Source organism: Shouchella lonarensis, from assembly GCF_900096965.1.
Taxonomy (GTDB): Bacteria; Bacillota; Bacilli; order Bacillales; family Bacillaceae_D; genus Shouchella; species Shouchella lonarensis.
Window position 1 is genome coordinate 36492 of sequence record NZ_FMYM01000012.1, and the last position, 17290, is coordinate 53781.

22 protein-coding genes and 2 pseudogenes are annotated in these 17290 nt (G+C 42.2%); 3 read left to right on the top strand and 21 right to left on the bottom strand.

Translation table 11 applies throughout. From position 1 onward, the window contains the following. Positions 1-54: 54 nt before the first annotated feature. From BLT29_RS11815 to BLT29_RS11865, 11 genes and pseudogenes are all read right to left on the bottom strand, one after another. Positions 55-1104, bottom strand: a complete 1050-nt coding sequence (locus tag BLT29_RS11815) for a sensor histidine kinase (RefSeq protein WP_090776527.1) — start codon at positions 1102-1104, stop codon at positions 55-57. Further along, complete coding sequence (locus BLT29_RS11820) at positions 1101-1805, bottom strand: response regulator transcription factor (RefSeq protein ID WP_090776528.1); 705 nt, start codon at positions 1803-1805, stop codon at positions 1101-1103. The genes BLT29_RS11815 and BLT29_RS11820 overlap by 4 nt, the downstream gene beginning before the upstream one ends. A gap of 288 nt (positions 1806-2093) precedes the next feature. Further along, the gene (locus tag BLT29_RS11825; RefSeq protein WP_176763917.1) at positions 2094-2984 is read right to left on the bottom strand and encodes a permease; all 891 of its coding nucleotides are present in this window, start codon (positions 2982-2984) and stop codon (positions 2094-2096) included. Positions 2985-3102: 118 nt separating this feature from the next. Then, positions 3103-3555: a MarR family winged helix-turn-helix transcriptional regulator gene (locus tag BLT29_RS11830; RefSeq protein ID WP_245701260.1), complete on the bottom strand. Its 453-nt coding sequence runs from the start codon at positions 3553-3555 to the stop codon at positions 3103-3105. A 152-nt stretch (positions 3556-3707) separates the two neighbouring features. After that, on the bottom strand, positions 3708-4244 hold the full coding sequence (locus BLT29_RS11835; protein WP_090776530.1) for a nucleoside/nucleotide kinase family protein: 537 nt from the start codon (positions 4242-4244) through the stop codon (positions 3708-3710). 20 nt (positions 4245-4264) lie between these two features. Further along, positions 4265-4852 carry a hypothetical protein gene (locus BLT29_RS11840; protein WP_141769898.1) on the bottom strand — a complete coding sequence of 196 codons (588 nt, stop codon included), beginning with the start codon at positions 4850-4852 and terminating at the stop codon, positions 4265-4267. After that, positions 4830-5030 carry a hypothetical protein gene (locus BLT29_RS11845; protein WP_090776532.1) on the bottom strand — a complete coding sequence of 67 codons (201 nt, stop codon included), beginning with the start codon at positions 5028-5030 and terminating at the stop codon, positions 4830-4832. The genes BLT29_RS11840 and BLT29_RS11845 overlap by 23 nt, the downstream gene beginning before the upstream one ends. A 71-nt stretch (positions 5031-5101) precedes the next feature. Beyond that, the gene (locus BLT29_RS11850; RefSeq protein ID WP_090776533.1) at positions 5102-5857 is read right to left on the bottom strand and encodes a class I SAM-dependent methyltransferase; all 756 of its coding nucleotides are present in this window, start codon (positions 5855-5857) and stop codon (positions 5102-5104) included. Positions 5858-5912: 55 nt separating this feature from the next. Then, positions 5913-6674: a class I SAM-dependent methyltransferase gene (locus BLT29_RS11855; protein WP_090776534.1), complete on the bottom strand. Its 762-nt coding sequence runs from the start codon at positions 6672-6674 to the stop codon at positions 5913-5915. 131 nt (positions 6675-6805) lie between these two features. Then, the gene (locus BLT29_RS11860; protein WP_090776535.1) at positions 6806-7411 is read right to left on the bottom strand and encodes a YgaN family protein; all 606 of its coding nucleotides are present in this window, start codon (positions 7409-7411) and stop codon (positions 6806-6808) included. A gap of 95 nt (positions 7412-7506) precedes the next feature. After that, a pseudogene (locus tag BLT29_RS11865) lies at positions 7507-7947 on the bottom strand (Lrp/AsnC family transcriptional regulator). 143 nt (positions 7948-8090) lie between these two features. On the opposite strand from BLT29_RS11865, the gene BLT29_RS11870 reads away from it, so the two are divergent. The 3 genes from BLT29_RS11870 (at position 8091) to BLT29_RS11880 (ending at position 9442) form a co-directional block, all read left to right on the top strand. Further along, complete coding sequence (locus BLT29_RS11870; RefSeq protein WP_176763916.1) at positions 8091-8648, top strand: cysteine hydrolase family protein; 558 nt, start codon at positions 8091-8093, stop codon at positions 8646-8648. Beyond that, on the top strand, positions 8639-8836 hold the full coding sequence (locus BLT29_RS11875; protein WP_090776537.1) for a DUF1272 domain-containing protein: 198 nt from the start codon (positions 8639-8641) through the stop codon (positions 8834-8836). Before BLT29_RS11870 ends, BLT29_RS11875 begins: the two co-directional genes overlap by 10 nt. Before the next feature lie 114 nt (positions 8837-8950). Beyond that, positions 8951-9442, top strand: a complete 492-nt coding sequence (locus BLT29_RS11880) for an AraC family transcriptional regulator (protein WP_090776538.1) — start codon at positions 8951-8953, stop codon at positions 9440-9442. Positions 9443-9460: 18 nt separating this feature from the next. On the opposite strand, the gene BLT29_RS11885 is transcribed toward BLT29_RS11880, so the two are convergent. The 10 genes and pseudogenes from BLT29_RS11885 to BLT29_RS11930 form a co-directional block, all read right to left on the bottom strand. Further along, complete coding sequence (locus BLT29_RS11885; RefSeq protein WP_090776539.1) at positions 9461-9940, bottom strand: NUDIX hydrolase; 480 nt, start codon at positions 9938-9940, stop codon at positions 9461-9463. Between the two features lie 194 nt (positions 9941-10134). Then, positions 10135-10650 carry a DUF7878 domain-containing protein gene (locus BLT29_RS11890; RefSeq protein ID WP_090776540.1) on the bottom strand — a complete coding sequence of 172 codons (516 nt, stop codon included), beginning with the start codon at positions 10648-10650 and terminating at the stop codon, positions 10135-10137. A gap of 28 nt (positions 10651-10678) precedes the next feature. Then, positions 10679-11704 carry a serine hydrolase domain-containing protein gene (locus BLT29_RS11895; RefSeq protein WP_090776541.1) on the bottom strand — a complete coding sequence of 342 codons (1026 nt, stop codon included), beginning with the start codon at positions 11702-11704 and terminating at the stop codon, positions 10679-10681. A gap of 20 nt (positions 11705-11724) precedes the next feature. Further along, positions 11725-12651, bottom strand: coding sequence for a GNAT family N-acetyltransferase (locus tag BLT29_RS11900; protein WP_090776562.1), 927 nt, complete (start codon positions 12649-12651; stop codon positions 11725-11727). A 50-nt stretch (positions 12652-12701) separates the two neighbouring features. Beyond that, positions 12702-13625 carry a phosphotransferase family protein gene (locus BLT29_RS11905; RefSeq protein WP_090776542.1) on the bottom strand — a complete coding sequence of 308 codons (924 nt, stop codon included), beginning with the start codon at positions 13623-13625 and terminating at the stop codon, positions 12702-12704. Positions 13626-13643: 18 nt separating this feature from the next. Continuing rightward, positions 13644-14157, bottom strand: a pseudogene (locus tag BLT29_RS14080) (histidine phosphatase family protein). Position 14158: 1 nt separating this feature from the next. After that, positions 14159-14662, bottom strand: coding sequence for a GrpB family protein (locus tag BLT29_RS11915; RefSeq protein ID WP_090776543.1), 504 nt, complete (start codon positions 14660-14662; stop codon positions 14159-14161). A gap of 156 nt (positions 14663-14818) precedes the next feature. Continuing rightward, complete coding sequence (locus tag BLT29_RS11920; RefSeq protein ID WP_090776544.1) at positions 14819-15403, bottom strand: histidine phosphatase family protein; 585 nt, start codon at positions 15401-15403, stop codon at positions 14819-14821. A 146-nt stretch (positions 15404-15549) separates the two neighbouring features. Continuing rightward, positions 15550-16326, bottom strand: a complete 777-nt coding sequence (locus BLT29_RS11925) for an arylamine N-acetyltransferase (RefSeq protein WP_245701266.1) — start codon at positions 16324-16326, stop codon at positions 15550-15552. Between the two features lie 67 nt (positions 16327-16393). After that, positions 16394-17194, bottom strand: a complete 801-nt coding sequence (locus BLT29_RS11930; RefSeq protein WP_090776545.1) for an aminoglycoside adenylyltransferase domain-containing protein — start codon at positions 17192-17194, stop codon at positions 16394-16396. Positions 17195-17290: the final 96 nt, after the last annotated feature.

A 17290-nucleotide genomic window follows, 5' to 3' on the forward strand; every position in this document is an offset into this window, starting at 1 on the left:
AACAAGGCTACAATCCCCTCCCATAGAATCATCTTGCAAAGGAGCGTGATAATCTTACAATGTTGTCATGTTATGCAACGTTTTTGAAGAAAAAGCAATGGTAACAGTTGTGCCAACACCCTTCTCCGATGTAAGTGTCAGAGAGTGACCGAGTCCTTTCGCAATTGTTTTTGCTAAATAAAGCCCCATTCCCGTTGACTCCTGAAACTTCCGTCCATTCTCTCCCGTGAAAAATGGCTCAAACACGCGCGGCACATCATGTTTTGCAATCCCAACACCTTGATCTATTACATCTAGTAAAATTTGACTTTTTCCTTCCCTTAACTTGAATGTCATCTTTGCGCCTGCTTGTTGTGGTGAATACTTTAATGCATTAAACACAATTTGTTGCAATAATACACGGAGCCACTTCTCATCACTGTAAACAAAATATACGCCTCGTTCACCTTGAATCTCCGGGAAAACCCCGCGACGAATAAATTGGCGCTTCTCTTCATTCACAATACTACTGATCACCGTAATTATATCTACTTTTTCCGCCTTCAAGTCCATCGCAAAATGATCCAAACGTGCTAAATGTAACAGCAACTCGAGCCCGTGTCGGAAACGATCATTCTCATCACTAATTTCATCAAGTACTGTGTCATTTCCATCATTTTTTCCTTGTTGCACCAATAAAGAAATCACTGAGACAGGGGTTTTCATATGGTGAACCCATTGATTGAAAAACAACTGCTGCTGTTCGTGTGCACGTATATACATATCAAGCTTCTCTTCATACTTACGACGCTGTTGCCACTGCCCTTCCTGCCAAAGTCGTGCTTCATATGTTGGCATATGCATATTTTCAAACAAGCCGTCTTGCCCTTCACCTTTTGTATATTCATACAGCTTCTTCAAATATCGCCGGCTTCTCACATATTCAACTATTAGCCAGGTCACGAGCAAAAATAAACATAATAAAAACGCATAAGCAACGACGCCTCGCTCCACCGATGATTCCTTCGTAGAAAAAAATAAGTGAAACACAACCGTTGCAAGTGCTGTATTCAACATAAATAAAATGATCACCGCAAGTCTATCTAACAAAAATGCGCGGATCATAAAGATGCCCCCCAATTGATATTCAAACGATACCCTTGTCCACGTATCGTTTGAATCGCGTCTGTAATGCCTAGTTCTGAGAGCCGTTTACGCACACGTGTCACATTGACCGACAATGTATTATCATCAACAAAATGTACTTCATCCCACAATGCCTCAAGTAGATCATCCCTACTAACAATTTGGTTAGGTGTATCCGCAAGGCGCGCAAACAAACGTGCTTCATTCTTCGTCAAAGCCACAACTTTTCCTTGAAAATGCAACTCATTGCGAGACGGCCAAAAACGTAGCCCTTCCAATTCACGCACCGATTCAGTATTTGGCGCTTGCGCATATTCACCGTATGCGCGTCGCAACGCACTTTTTACTTTCGCCACCACAACATCAAGATGAAACGGCTTTGTTAAATAATCATCGCCCCCATGTTCAATCGCCATCACTTGATTCATTTCATCCGTCCGCGCGGAAATAAACAATACAGGCACATTCGAAATCGCACGAATTTGCCGGCACCAATAAAAGCCATCAAAGTATGGCAAGTTAATATCGAGTAATACAAGATCCGGTTCTACCTCGAGAAACTCGTCTTTAATCGCTTCATACCGCATCGCTTGCGTCACTTGGTAACCATACCTTTGCAAGTGCTCTGCGACAATGCGCCGAATTTGCGCATCGTCCTCAACAATGAAAAGATGATACATCACTCTAAACTCCTTTATGAAAGAACGGGCCTAATATAGTTTGTGCCTCTTTCCTAGGTATTATTTCTTATGTTAATCTTCTCTCGGTCAATTGTCTATTCACCTACCTAAAAAAGGGGCGTCGCTAAAAACGACGCCCCCTCTCCAATTGCCTACTTTTGGTCACGTGGGGTGCAACACGATTGCTTTTCTTTCTCTTTCACTTCCACTACTTTCACGCTACAGCAGCTCTTGTTCTCGCTCTTTTTCCCTTTCAAAAGACTGAAAAATCCCATGTTCTCACCTCCCTTACAGGTTTAACCCTAAGAATAAGTAACCGGCAAACGTTGCCATCGTAAAGATTGCGATCATATACGCCACCATCAGTCGTTTCTTGAAAATACTCGTTAGCATCAGTACTTCTGGTAAACTCGCACCTGCGCCGCCGATAATTAATGACATGACCGGTGCTAACGGGAAACCACCCGCTAAAAGTGCTTGCGTTACAGGTAATATCGTTGATAATCTCACATATAGTGGCATCCCTAAAACTGCTGCAACGGGGATCACCCACCACTCACTTTGATTTTGGAAAAAGGAAAAGACCGACGTCGGTACCGCTTCTTTAATGAATGCACCAATAAACGCGCCAATGACAATGTACAATCCGACAGAACGGATCAGCTTCCACGTCTCACCGATCGACAATTTCAAATGATGTGCCCAGTCGCAACGACGACGCTTCATATCTTCCTCTTCCTGCCCCTCGACAATGACGGCTTTTATTTGCTCCTGGAAATTGAGTCGATCAAGCACATAACCGATCACGATCGAAAATACGACTGTCACAACAGCATAAATCGCTGTAACTTTCCAACCATATACAAGTGCCATCAAACCAAGTACCCAGATATTCAACAACGGAGACGTAAAGAAAAACGTCATCACCGCTTGAAAAGGAACGCCTCTGTTCAGCAACGTCACCATCAACGGAATCGTTGAACAAGAACAAAATGGTGTCACGAACCCAAGCACAACCCCTGCAAAACTCCCTACCATTCCTCTCCCCGATGACATCACTTGCTTGATTTTGTCAAATGGCAGATACGGTCGAATCACATTCATCACAAAAGATACAACAACAAATAGTACCAATAACCCTTTCACTAACTCGTAAAATGTGTGCCATAGACTTGCCATCACATAAAATTCCACCTTTCAATAATTGGTGATTGCAACTAATTCCCACAAGGGAATAGCATATTACCGATGTTCAATAATTGCGTTTTACAACTAATTACCATAAAAGAGCCGCTTGTTAGCAGCAATTGCTTTTCTTCATCGCTTCTAACAAGATGTCAAGACTCTCTAGCACTTGTTCTTTCTTGTCTGCTGGGATGTGAGAGAAAATTCGTTGTAAATATTGTTGCATTTGCACATTTACTTTCTCACCAAACGCTTCTCCCTCCTCCGTTAAGGTTAATTGCACATAACGGCGGTCTGTCTCAGACTGCACACGTTTCACAAGCCCTTTTGTCACAAGCCCTTGTACTTGCCGGCTTAGTGTACTCGTTTCCATACGCAAATGTTCTGCTAACTCATTCAGCGACGGACCATTCAACTTGTGAATGTGCTCAAGCAAGTAACTTTGAATATTTGTGATCCCACAACATGATGCGCCTTCCTTTTCTAAAAAGACCATATTCCTTGCTAACATTTGCAACACATCGCGTATTTGTGATAGTCCTGGTTGTACACATCTGTTATTCACTCATCTTCACTCCTCCAGTTAATTAGTTGTATAATGCAAATATAGAGCACTTCTGATGTCCTGTCAAGGGAAAATCTGAAGAAGGTAATGTTTATGCAATGATGCGTTGGCCACTACTTTTTTGGTAAAATAGTGACCAACTAGATGACTCGTCAACTCTCAGTGCTTCTTCGTTTATGGATCACACCAACCATTTGACGAACAATCTCGTCCACAGCAGATTGTCCGTTCATCATATCATCTGCGCTCGGCTTTACGACATCATTCATATGTGTGTACGCTTTTCTACTCACATTTAAATAGTGGGTACAATCATCCACCAACTCACTCATTAAATTTGGCGGTTGGCGAATGATTCTCCTTGCAAACGCGATATCTAGTGGCGTATCAATATAGAAGGAGAGGTCAATCAAGTCCCTCATCTGCGTTTGTAAATACGAAAACGGATAATCTAAAATGATGAAGTCACACTTCTTGCGATCACGTAATATGTTTATATCGCGAATGATCGGATCCACCTTCCACTCATCATAGTTTGCCCCATTTTCTATCCACTGGCAGAGATCACTCGGTCCTTCTAACTCGTAATCATCGAAGTGTAGCACGTACGCATTCGGCAACTTGCTCGCTAAAGCACGTGCCACTGTCGTTTTCCCTCCACCCGAAACAGCGGCAATCGCAATGATCATAGATGATGCTCCTTCCTCGGTCAAACAGCAACATTCTCTTTATCTTTTGTTAAACGGTTCATTTTAACTTTCACATAGCAAGCAATTAGAAAAGCAATTACCATATTTGCCGCCACATTGACTAGTAGCATCATCAGCGGAATATCTACACGCGGTGCAACAAAATGGTTCATGCATAAAATGAGACCTATCATTAACACAAAATACACCGATGCCATCGTTATCTTCGGTAAAACATCATCAAGTTGGGCGAACTTTATTGAGAGTGGCAATAATAATACCGCACACGCAAATGAAATTACAGCGAACCAGCTGACTACGGCAACATCATACTCAGGAACCCATTCCGATCCAAGTCGAGCGATCACGTTCCAACCGATGATATAACCCCCAGTATACATAAATAATGTAAAACCACCAACGAAGAAACCCTCTATCGCGAGACCTAGGATATCTTTTTCTCCCATCTTTCTCACTTCAAACATGACATAGATGCCGACAGCTACAACTAACATCGCTATCATCATGTACAACTGCACCACTGGAACTTCCCCGGTGAAAATTCGTCCCAAAAACTTTACAAACTCAATGAATCCCATTATTATCATGCCTATGCACCTCTCTACCACACGAACTCAATCGACGTTCTTTTTTCTTAGAAACCCGCTTCCATTCAGAAATATAAATCGCAACTAAAATGAATGCTGCGCCTACCCACTCAGCACCTCGCACAAGCTCACCTAACAACCACAACGAAAAAACCGTTGCGCTGCTCCGATTGCTCATAACGTGTCTATCCATTGATATTTGTTCATATGTCTCCTAGTATGTTGTGAGTGAAAGCCTGCGCACAACCTTCATTTTTTTAATTTAAACACGATATAATTCGGACGCCTCAACTTTGACGCAGCTGAAGGATGGGCTTCTATCATCTCTTTAGAAGGCTTCGGTTCAATGAGGCCCTCTAAAACAAATCCTGTTCCAATTAAACGACTCATATAACTTGTCAGTGTTCTGTGAAAGAATAACATGTTTTCCTTTTCACCAAAGTCCTGCTCATAAGCACCTTCATAAAAATACTTGTCTACTTTCCAGTGTAATATTTCTCCATCTTCTCCTCTTTCCCAGCCATATTCAGGCGTTGCAAAGCACGGGTGCAAAATCGAAAACACAAATGTTCCACCGGCTACGAGTAGCCGGTACATTTCTTGAAACGCTTTTTCATCATCAGCCAAGTCTTGAATGACCATATTGGATACAATACAATCAAAACTTTCTGCACGCAAAAAAGACAAGTCTTCGCAATTCCCCTGTCTATAGTTAATTACGAGTGTTTCCGGTGTTCGTTCTTTCGCAATCTCTATCATGTTTGTTGAATAATCGACGGCTGTAACCTCAGCCCCGTTCTTGCAAAAGATTCTACTTAAATAGCCTTCACCACACCCAGCATCTAATACCCTCTTTCCTTTAACATCTCCAATAAGAAAAAGAATGGTTGGGTTTAAAAGCCATTCACGCCCTTTATCTCCTTGCTCTGTCTGCATGGCCGCATAAGCTTGAGCAAAACCATTCCACCTTCGAATTGATTCTTCCGTTCCCATACTTTTTGTCACAGTTATCTCCCCTTAGGTTGTTTCTCTCTTAAGAAACCTTTTTAGCAGCAACTGTTTATCCTCGTCTTCTTAACTTGAACACAATAAAGTCTGGTCGCCTTAACTTTAATGCCGCCTCAGGGTGCGCTTCCAATATCTCTTTGGAAGGCTGTGGTTCGACGAGCTCTTCTAAAACAAATCCTGTTTTCGTTAACGTATTAACATAGCTTGTAAGCGTCCTATGGAAAAATAACATGTTTTCCTTATCACCAAAATCTTGCTCATATGCACCCTCATAAAAATATTTATCTACTTTCCAGTGTGACGGTTCTCCATCTTCTCCTCGCTCCCAGCCATATTCAGGTGTCACAAAACACGGGTGCAAGATTGAAAATACAAATGTTCCGCCCGCTACGAGTAAGCGGTGCATTTCTTGAAATGCCTGTTCATAATTAGCTAAATCTTGAATGACCATATTGGATACAATGCAATCGAAGCTCTTTGATTGTAGAAAAGATAAGTCTTCGCAATTCCCTTGTTGAAAAGTAATCGCATCCACTTTTGTCGTGCGCTTTTTCGCAATGTCTAGCATACTCGTTGAATAATCAACAGCAGTAACCTTTGCACCTCTGTTGTCTAACATTCTACTTAAGTACCCTTCTCCGCATCCAGCATCTAAGACTCGTTTCCCTTTTATATCTCCAATAAGTGAAAGAATTGCTGGGTTTAAAAGCCATCTCCGACTTAAGTCTCCTTGCTCTGTCTGGTCTGCCGCGTACGACTTAGCAAAATCATTCCACCTTCGAATTGATTCTTCCGTTCCAGCATTTTTGATCATCATTATGCCTCCTGTCTATTAACGCCAAACGCTTTTCTAGCGTAAAACGATCAACGTCCGACGTCAATCGTTTTGTTAAGCTCATTAAGAACCTCTTTGTGAATAAAACTAAATACATCACTACATGTTCCTCACTCTTTCACCCACTCAACACGAATCATAGCAAAAGTTTTTCCTCGGCTCCGTAATTCCTCCATTCCTTCCTCTGTATTCCAATTTGATGATGCTCGATCATCTGTAGTCCAGAGAAATAACGGTGTGCTTTCTGCAGTGGTATCAAGCCTATCTGCCGGAAGGTAACCTTTAAAGATGCTTGCACTGTATGGGATACTTGCCGAAGTTTTATAGCTACCAGAACCGTTTGCTTGCACAAAGAATGAAATAGAGACATCATCATCCTCATCTAATTGCGTAAACTGATAAGCAAAAAACAATTCTTCATCTGTAAATGGGGCTTCGACATTATAGGAAAAACCACCTAGTTGCTGTGAGGTATCCTCATTTAGCGCACCGTCTTCATACACATCTAAGTAGAAATTCATTTCCTTCACTGTGTCTTCCAGCACAGACGTCTTAAAAGCAAGTGCACCATCTGTAGTTAATCCCAACAACCGATCCTCTGTCTTATTCCATTCAATCGGCTCAAGAAACGATTCATCTTGTTGCCGTTGCTCTGTACAACCACTTACTAATAACAAGCTTGCAACAATTCCCCAACATGCTGTTTTCATCATCATGGCGCTTCTGCTCCCGTTCATATAGGATTATATTAACTTTACTTACTCATATTAAAACGCTTCCATGATTGCGTCAACGCTAAGATGCCATTTAATTAAACGTTTGTTTCATCTTCTACCAATGGTTTGTAAGGGACCGGCGAAGATAAATTAATTAACGTCGATGGATGACCAAAGGCCATCGCTTCATCAATGAACTGCTCTAGCACTTCCACTTATTCGACCACCACTTTGACTAAATAACTATACTGACCAGCTAAACGATGACATTCAATGACGCTTTCATGCCCGATACAAAAATTCCGAAAAGCTTCACACCGGCTCGTTTCCATCAACACAAACGCCATCACATGCTTGCCGACTTTTTTTGGGTCAATCATCGCCCGGTAACCACTAATCACTTGCTTATCCTCTAGTTTTTGTACCCGCTCCTTCACCGCTGGCACCGACAAATTCACTTCTTTCCCTAAACGCGTCATCGACATCCGTCCGTCTTCTTGCAATTGCTTCATGATCTCCCAATCAATCTCATCCATTTTTCCACCTCAAATCATTAGGAAATTGCACATAGAAACCTTTAAAACAGCATGCATGTGCGTTTGAAAACCAAAAAAAGTACATTCTTACTTTCTATCATACTTGTTACACTACATACATCAAACAAAAAGGACTGATACCCATGAACAGCGCACTACTTTTAGTCGATGTGCAACAAGCATTTGATGATCCGAAGTGGGGACAGCGCAATCATCACGACGCAGAAAAAAATATTGCCCTCCTTCTAGGCGAATGGCGAAAGAAAAAAGCACCTGTTATTCACATTCAACATCATTCAACTCGCCGGCACTCTCTTTTCTATCATGAACATCCCGGATTTTCTTTTAAAAATGAAGCCCAGCCTATCAACGGTGAGGAGATTTTCCGAAAGCAAGTGAACAGTGCTTTCATCGGCACCGGACTCACATCGTATTTGCGCAAGCAACATATTGCCGCTTTAACAATCGCGGGCTTCACCACCCCTCACTGTGTATCCACAACCGCACGGATGAGCGCAAATCTTGGTTTTCAAACAACCGTCGTTTCTGATGCCACTGTCGCATTTCCTTTACAATGGGGTGAGGCACGCTACACCGCTGAACAAGTTCACGAAGCTTCTTTGCTCACGCTGCACGAAGAATTTGCCACAATCACTTTGACGAAATCTCTTATAAAAGGACGTGAGGAATCATGGCATTGATCATGAAAAACGCATGTGAATCATGCACAAAAACACTCGCACCACACGAAGTTGCTTATATTTGCATACATGAATGCACCTTCTGTCCGGCGTGCACAAAAGAAATGACTTTCGTTTGCCCCAATTGCTCAGGAGAACTTGTCAAAAGGCCGTGTGGGATAGACGCACAATCAAATTGCTCGCTCTAATATCGGCACACTCTCGCCATTTTAATATTTTTTAAAAATACAAATGAATAACTTTTTATAACATGATAGCATGAACCATGTAACCAAAATGCATACAGAAAGGAATGACATGCGATGGACAGAAACATCGAAGTACTTCCTCTATACCACATCGCTTATATACGGCAAATCGGCCCTTATGGTCCTTCCAACATGAAAGCAATCGCACAAATCAAAGAATGGGCACAAGAAAAAAACTTACTCACTGGCTCTGCCATTATACTTGGTATTGCTCGAGACAATGCAAAAGTGACGCCCCCACAGAAATGTCGATATGATGCCTGTATCGTTCTGGAGCATGATCACCAGATTGACCATTCCCTTCTTTACGACGAACTTCCTGGTGGTCAGTATATGGTCTTCACACTTGAACATACGGCTACAGCCGTGCAAGAAGCATGGTGCAACATGTTTCAAGTAATAGAGGACAATGGTTATGGCATTGATGACAAACCGATTTTGGAGCGATATACCGGGGAAATGATACGCCAAAACAAGTGCGAAATATGTGTCCCTGTCAAACCAATCCAGTCACCAGAAAAGAGCTATCCTTCACACCCCGGATGAGCTCCTCTTCCACATCACTCAGTTCTCTTTTTCCAAACGGATTAAATCTGGTAAATAATCACTACGGATGACTTGCCACTTATCACAATCGTCCTCATTCACCCCTACTATTGTATGAATCGGTAGCCAGAAAAATTGAAATACCCAACCATTATCTTTTCCGTCACATTTGACGACATATTCCCAACGATCAGGAATGAGCCCATCTTCTTTCTCTTTAAAATGGTAAACAAATCTCCGTTGATACTCATTTCTATACGTGGAAAAATACTTGTACACACCAATCCGTCGGACATATTCAATGTTTGTTAACCCTGTTTCTTCAAATACTTCCCGCACAGCAGCCTCTTTTTCATCTTCATTTTTCTCCACTCCACCGCCTGGCACGTGAATATCTGACTCCGGATCATCGCGATGCTTATATACAAGTAACTGCCATTCTCCGTCTCGGTACCGCGTTATGTAAGCAAGTGCTTTTTTTACTTCAGTTGTTTCCATATGGATGCTCCTCCTAATGTTATTCGTATTCAAAGATGTTACCTATACACTTGAGAAAGCGCGACCACAGCAGCATACCTCAACAAAAAAATGTTTTCAAGCCCTAAACATTAGGACGAACAGGATAAACACTTTCCCTCGCTCAGGCGCCACGTATTGTGTATATAATGTTTTATAGTTGTTTAGTAATGATTTCATGTGGCCTCTTCATCATCGAAATAGGGGATGTGCTCTGGGATGTGCTGCAAGAAATATTTTAGATCAATATGAAAATAGCCCTCAATATCTTCTCGTAGCCTCTGCTCTAACGCACAAAACGCTGCAACAACGTAATCTCTTTCAAACACATTATGAAGATCGGCCTCTGCCCATATAGATGTCACCTTTGCTTGATGCGAAAATGGCCACAATGAAATTAACGCGCCATCTTCATACTCCCCGTATTCAATCGTATAGTAATGAAACTCGGGAACAAAATTATCCCTTACCTTTGTTTTCCACTCAAAAAGAGCCTTGTAGAATTCCAAAATGGCTAGTTCTGCCTCGAAGTATCGCTCATCATTTATCTTGATGATGAACAAAGCTTCTACAGCTAAAATAGATGGGACATCTGCTCTCTGTTTATTTGATATACTTTCGCTTTTGCTAGTGAATTCGTATTCGAACGTTATATTGTTTGCATTTGTATGCTTGGTTTCTATTATGTTCATATTTCTTTTATTCCCCTCCTGTTTCCGGTCACTCCGAAAACAACCTATCCACTTCCCATACAATCGGGACAACGTGTTGTTCTACATTTGCTAAAATGTGCGTCTGTGTTTTCAATTTCACATTGACAGATGAATGCATTCTTACTCCAGGATCATAACCAATGCTGAGATATTTATAGATTTCATCATTCTTCTTCAAAATCCGAACCCCATAACCATAATACAACTCACCCTCAATATTTTCATAAGGCGTCAATAATTTTTCCTGATAATCCGGGCCTAGTAGTTTTCCAGCCCATAAGCCATTCCAAAACTTTTCAAGATCCAATACGGTTGTAAACGCGCCTCCGTCTGGCCCGCCAACAATTGGAACGGAATAAATGTTGGTTTTCCAGCTATTATCCTCTTCACTGTCAATGTATCCGAGTGCTGTTCGTTCTGGCAGTTGATCCATCCGAAAATAGCCAGAGTCTGACATCTCACAAGCACGAAAGATATGCTCCTGCACATAGTCTGGAAACGACTGTCCCGATACTTCCTCGACAATTAAGCCAAGTAAAATATAACCAGCATTGCTATAGGAAAACGTTTCCCCTGGTTGAAACTTCATCGCATTGTCCTGAAACATTGGCAAAAAATCAGCCGGCGATTTGATTGCATACATCGGAACGGCTTTCCACAACTCTTCAAAGTCACTCATCACTTCTTCATCAAAATAATCTGGTATCCCTGAGGTGTGCGTTAATAAATGATGAACGGTGATGCTTGGATCAAAGTGCGGGAATGAAATCGATAAACACTTATTTAGATACGTGTCGAAGGTCAGCATTCCTTTCTCGACGAGCTGACATATCGCGACTGCAGTGAACATTTTACACCCAGATGCCATCCCGAATCTTGTTTGCAAGGTGATCTCGATCTGCTCGCTCCGATTCGCGAGACCAAATGCGCCTTCATAACGTGTGTGCTCACCTTGTACAAATACGGCGCCAGAAAACGGCAACTCTTCATCATAGCCTTTTATAAATGTTTCAATTTTTTGTTGAAATGTCATTCAAATCAATCCTCTCTATACTACTTCCCCTTCACACCACGATACACCTCAAGCAATTCCCCCACAGAAATATTGTTGATTTTCATCCCGGTGAGGTCACAGTTGTTGATCTCCACATTTTTGAGCGTACAGTTTTTAATCTCACTTCCCGTTAAATCACATCGCTCAAATAAAAGTGGTTCGTTTTCCGCCCCTAGATCTGCATCGATAAAACGAACACCTGATAGTGTCGGCAAGACAAATTCACTACGAGAGAAATTCAAATCAGCAAAGTAGGCATTAGTGAAGTTAATGTTTTGAAATTTCGATTGACTCATGTTACAGTTACTCACATGGCTGTTCATTAAATTGCTTGTACTATAAGCGCTATTTTCTAAATTAACCTCGTAAAAACTCGTTCCGGCCATGTTACAATGCTCATATTTTGTATCTGGCCGCGTTTCACTTTGAATGACATTTTCTTTTCTCGCAGCGTTCATATGTTTTGTATAACCATGTTCATCTGCTGTTTTAAACGTAAGTTCGAAGCCCATTTTTTCGTAAAAATGGTGATTGCTTATTTGACGACTCGATGTTTCCAAGTCCCATACATGCACATCTGCAAATACCTCTTCAATAAAACGAATAGCTTTGCCACCAATTCCTTGGTTTTGATAAGACGGATCGATAAATATACGATCAATTCTTCCGTAAGCGCCACCAGAAATGGTGACAATCACACCACCGATGATGTCTTTCCCATGCATAATCTTGAAATAATTTAGCTCGTTAATCATATACCAAGTCATTTCATACGCGTCATATCGTGGCGGTTGAATATTAGGATCAACGACATGTGGTTCGTCAGCCAACCACTTGCTCGCTTCTTCGTCAAACACCGCTTTTATTATTGCTGTTAATGCTCGAGCATCATGTTGCGCGGCTTTCTCTATTGTGATCGTAGACATGTAGGTTTCCTCTTTTCGAAATTCATTTCGTTTCCTAAGCTGAACATCCATCAAAACCTCCGACAAAAACGCGCCAATCCCGCAACCGAGCGCCTCCTAAGCCTACGCAAGTCATCGTTCATCTCCGGCTGTTTATCTACCCAAGCAATCCCTGCTAAACATTCCAACGCTTGATAGAAATTTAATCTCACCATATCCACAGGTTGCTTTGCTTCCTTTTCCCAACCCCGCAAAAACGCGTGCTGACAGTCCTCACGTTCATCCTGCAGATCATACCATTGCAATTTCGCCAAGTCCCACAGCGGGTCTCCGATCGCCACACCTTCGAAATCTAGCACACCCAGTATATCACTTTCATCTGAAGTGATGTGGAGATTCCGAAAACCATAATCACAATGAATGAGTGTCACCCTCTCTGGCTCTGCCAACGTGCGCACTTTCTCCGCAATCGCTGCAAAATATGTTTCCAAGTGCTGCGCGCTATCCTCTTCTGAGCGCTTGACCCTCCCGATCCACTTTTTTACCTGGCTTTCCATGTAACTTCTCCAAGAAAACGCGCTCAGCTTGTCCTCATTTGATCGCTGCCAAAAACAAGCCGCGTCTAATTCCTCCGCTGATAAAGCAAACTGCACTTCTGCTAACAGACACCCGATTCGTTCCATTAAAAAAACTTGCTTTCTATCATCGTAATTTGAAAATAACGGCTCAAGCGGCTTCCCTCCTAACCATTCTTCAACAATGACAAAATGATCACCCACTTTTCCCGCGTCTACTACTTTCGGCACGCGCACACCTTTCGCGTGGAGCCGTTTTAAACTATCAACTTCTCTTTTAAACACTTCTTCACGTGTATGCACTTTCACCGCCACAAGTTCGTTCTGGCGTTCGCCTTTGTAAACCACGATATCCGGTCGTGTGACGATTGTATCGATGAATTTCACATTCCACATGTCACCCATCCGCGTTTTGTCCATCGTCTTCACCGGATCCTCTCATGCAAATTCATACCGATAATACGCACCATTTCCAGAAGCATACCTCATGATATTTCCATCTTCCGGTATCCCTTTAAAGTAGGCACCAATGCTGCCAGTCGTACATTTATGACCTGATAGTAAGATGTTTCGCTCTCGCCCCTTGTATGTCTGCTCTAACTCTTTCATGAAAGAAAATATTCTTTCGATATACTGTTGGATATCTTCCACCCCTTGATACACCGTCGGGTCTGGAACAATGCCTGCCATCACGACTTCCTCTACCTTTAATCGGTCAGCTTCCCCTACATCACCCGTCTATGACTGCGCTCGTTCCTGTCGCGATTTCTGCCGTTTGTATCGCCCGTTCTTGCGGGGAAGCGTAAACAGAATCGAATGTGATGTGCTTTAACTGATCTCTCAAACTTTCAGCTTGTTCGATTCCTGTTTCATTTAACGGTAACCCCTGCCTCCCTTGCATTCTACCTTCTTTGTTTAAATCGGTTTGCCCGTGTCTAATGACGTAGATCATATCAAAGCCCTCCCTTTTCCAACACCGCGCGAATAAACGGCGCTTTTCTCCTCGTATATTCCGAGCGTTCCGTAGCATCCACGGCCAGCGCTTGTTTTAATTGCTGATACGCCCTTGCTGCTTCTTGATTTTCTCTTAAATAATCGCGAAAAAAGAGGAGCTGTAACCACATTTTGCTGCCATCTTCATAGATGTGCAAATGGTGTGTGCCAGCCCCAAACGCTCCTCTTCTGAAAAACAACCGCTCGTGATCATGCGCTTTTGGCACATGTTCAAAGCCAATCTCATATAGTTTCTTGATAACCTCTTCATCAATATCCGTTAGAATGCGCACAGTCACACCGATATCAATGATCGGTTTTGCCATCATACCTGGTATCGACGTACTACCAACATGTTCGATTCTCTCTATCTTTTCGCTCATCGCACAAGCAATGGCTTCTTTCGCCTGAAAAAAAGCTTCTGGCCACGCCGGATCATATTTTACAAGTTTTACTTGACTCATCTTTCCCCTCCATGTCAAAATACAGCGGGCTGAAACTTCGCTAACAGTAAGCGAATCCAGATGAAATGAATGATGATCGCCCTAAGCACACAAACGGTGTATGCAACTGTATCGTTAAAGCTATAGAAAAACGCTTGCGTAACCTCTTAAATATATTTATAGATGAGTAGTACTATTCATAAATCTAATTAACCGTCCTCTCTCTGTATACTCCAAATAATAAATTCCTGTATCACCCGTAAAGAAATAGACATTATGAATAGCAGACAACTTTAAGAAACTCTCAATCAACCTCGATATCATTCCTCCATGGGTAACAATGGCAATCCGTTTATGTGACGTGCTTTCTTTTTTAATGTATGAAAAAACGGCTTCAGCACGCATACGAAACGCTATTGCACTCTCACCAATATTACCGAGTTTTTCATGGGGGAGCAGGGAAATCGGATCCTCTAATTCTGCAAGTGGCCTTCCAGCTAGATCCCCATTGTTTTGTTCCATAAGATCAGGCAAATATTCTACTGGACAGTGACAGACGCCCCCTAATATCTCAGCTGTTTTTTTCGCTCTTTGCAATGTACTTGCCCAAATTTTTTCTGGAGGAAATTCACATAAGACACGATCTGACATTCTTTTCACCTGTTCAATTCCTTTATCAGTCAAGGGGAAGTCTGCACGTCCTTCATGGACATTGAGGATATCGGCTTGTGATTCACCGTGACGAATTAAAATTATTTCCATAATAACTCCTCTTTTCTTAGTTATTCACGTAAGGTAATAAATGATATGTGCCAGCCCCAATACGTGTAAGACAATTGCTTAACGTCAATTATGCGCACAGCTCCTCTCTTCTCAAGCAGCAATATAGAACCGCATACAGAAAACATTCATGACTTTGTCGCAAAAATATCGACGCCAAGACCATTTAACACAGAAACTGCTTCAGCCACTGGTAGTTTTGGTAACAAAAACTCTTCTGCAATCACTTTCTCAATCTCTTTCACAGATTTGAGCGTGTGACGAACCGTCTTCCCATCTGCATAGCGAATACCAAACGTATTGTTCACTAGTGACACACTTCTCTCTTGATCCGTTTGCCACTTCTGACAACGTAAAATCGTCATAAATGTCGTCCCCGCTTGATTCGATGCCGTCATCACAGCGCGAAAGTCCGCGACCTCGCAGCGTTTGTTCGCCTGAAAAAACCACGTCTTCCCGTTCTGTTCGCCATTTACAAACCGCTCGTACTTGAACTGTTGCTCATGCATGTTCACTGGCAAAATATGCACACAGTCTCCACCAAATACAGCGGCGTTATGAGACGTATTGTTTAAGTTCACTGGACGGAAAAACGGTGCCGCAGCCCCGCAATCAACGTAGTATTTCACTTGATCAATGGTGACAATGATACCCACATGCTCCTCACCGAGCATAATGAGGTGACAATCAAAACCTAACGCCTCTAACAGCGCAAATAAATTCACGTTCAACGTATAACACGTGCCACCATAATGAGCGTCTTGATGATTTTCCACAAATGTAGAAAGAGACGGCAAATCTTTTCCATCTTTAAAATAAAGGAGCTTACTAATATTTTCGAATGGAAACGTATTAAGGTGAGCTACGCAAATGCGCGCTAGTAACTGATATGTCGGTGGTTCCAATCGGTATGTTTAAACAATCCATATACTCGTTAATGTGTGGCGTATGAATTTGCATCGTGGTTACCCCCTATTTATTTAGCAACCTTTTCACACTGCTCGCAATATCATCTCTCACTGCTAGCAATTCCCCTTGCTCAAAATCATCGCTACTTTCCTCGCCCGAGTAACGATCAATCACTTTCTGAATCGTAGCAGTCATTCCTTTTGGCAATGATCGTAATCCCCACTGGCCAGCTTCTTGCTTCGATGAGATCACACCTTCTTGCAAATACCACAACACCCTCAATAAATTTAATGTGCAATAAACCGGATCTTTCTCAATGTCTACCAAACACGCTTCAAAATCACTCATAATCGCAGCAACGTAATGCGCATGCGGAATTGCCGGAAAGACTTCGACAATCGGTGCGCCTTCTACACAAATACCTCGTTCAGTTGTAATAGTGATATGTGCAGCTAAATCAGCATCCGTTTTAAGGTGATCATTTAAATATTGATTGGTTCCCATATCCAAATCAGCTTCATACCGCTCCCGCCAATATTCACTGTAATGAAAGTCAAATGGAGAAGGATGCACCCAATTTTTCAGCTGCTTTACATTTAAGCAGCTCATTTCAATCGGAAAAGGCTTGTTGGAGCGCTTCAGCAATAATTGCGCCAATTCCCTCTTTGCTTGAACCGCCATCGGTGTGATCGTCACAATGAGAATGTCAATATCACTATTTTTAGGATGAAATCCTCCCATTGCTAAAGAGCCATGCAAATAAAAACCGACGAAGTCTTCCTTTAAAACTTCTTTCGTCTCACATAAAAGATTCATGACAAAATCCTTTACATCTATTGCACACGATTCCCAACTATTCATCATGTCTATCTTTTACTCCCTCATGGCAGTGATGCGAATCAAACATCCCCAAGTCCGTTGCCTTACACACCACGTGCGCACGAGCCACTGGATTTTCTG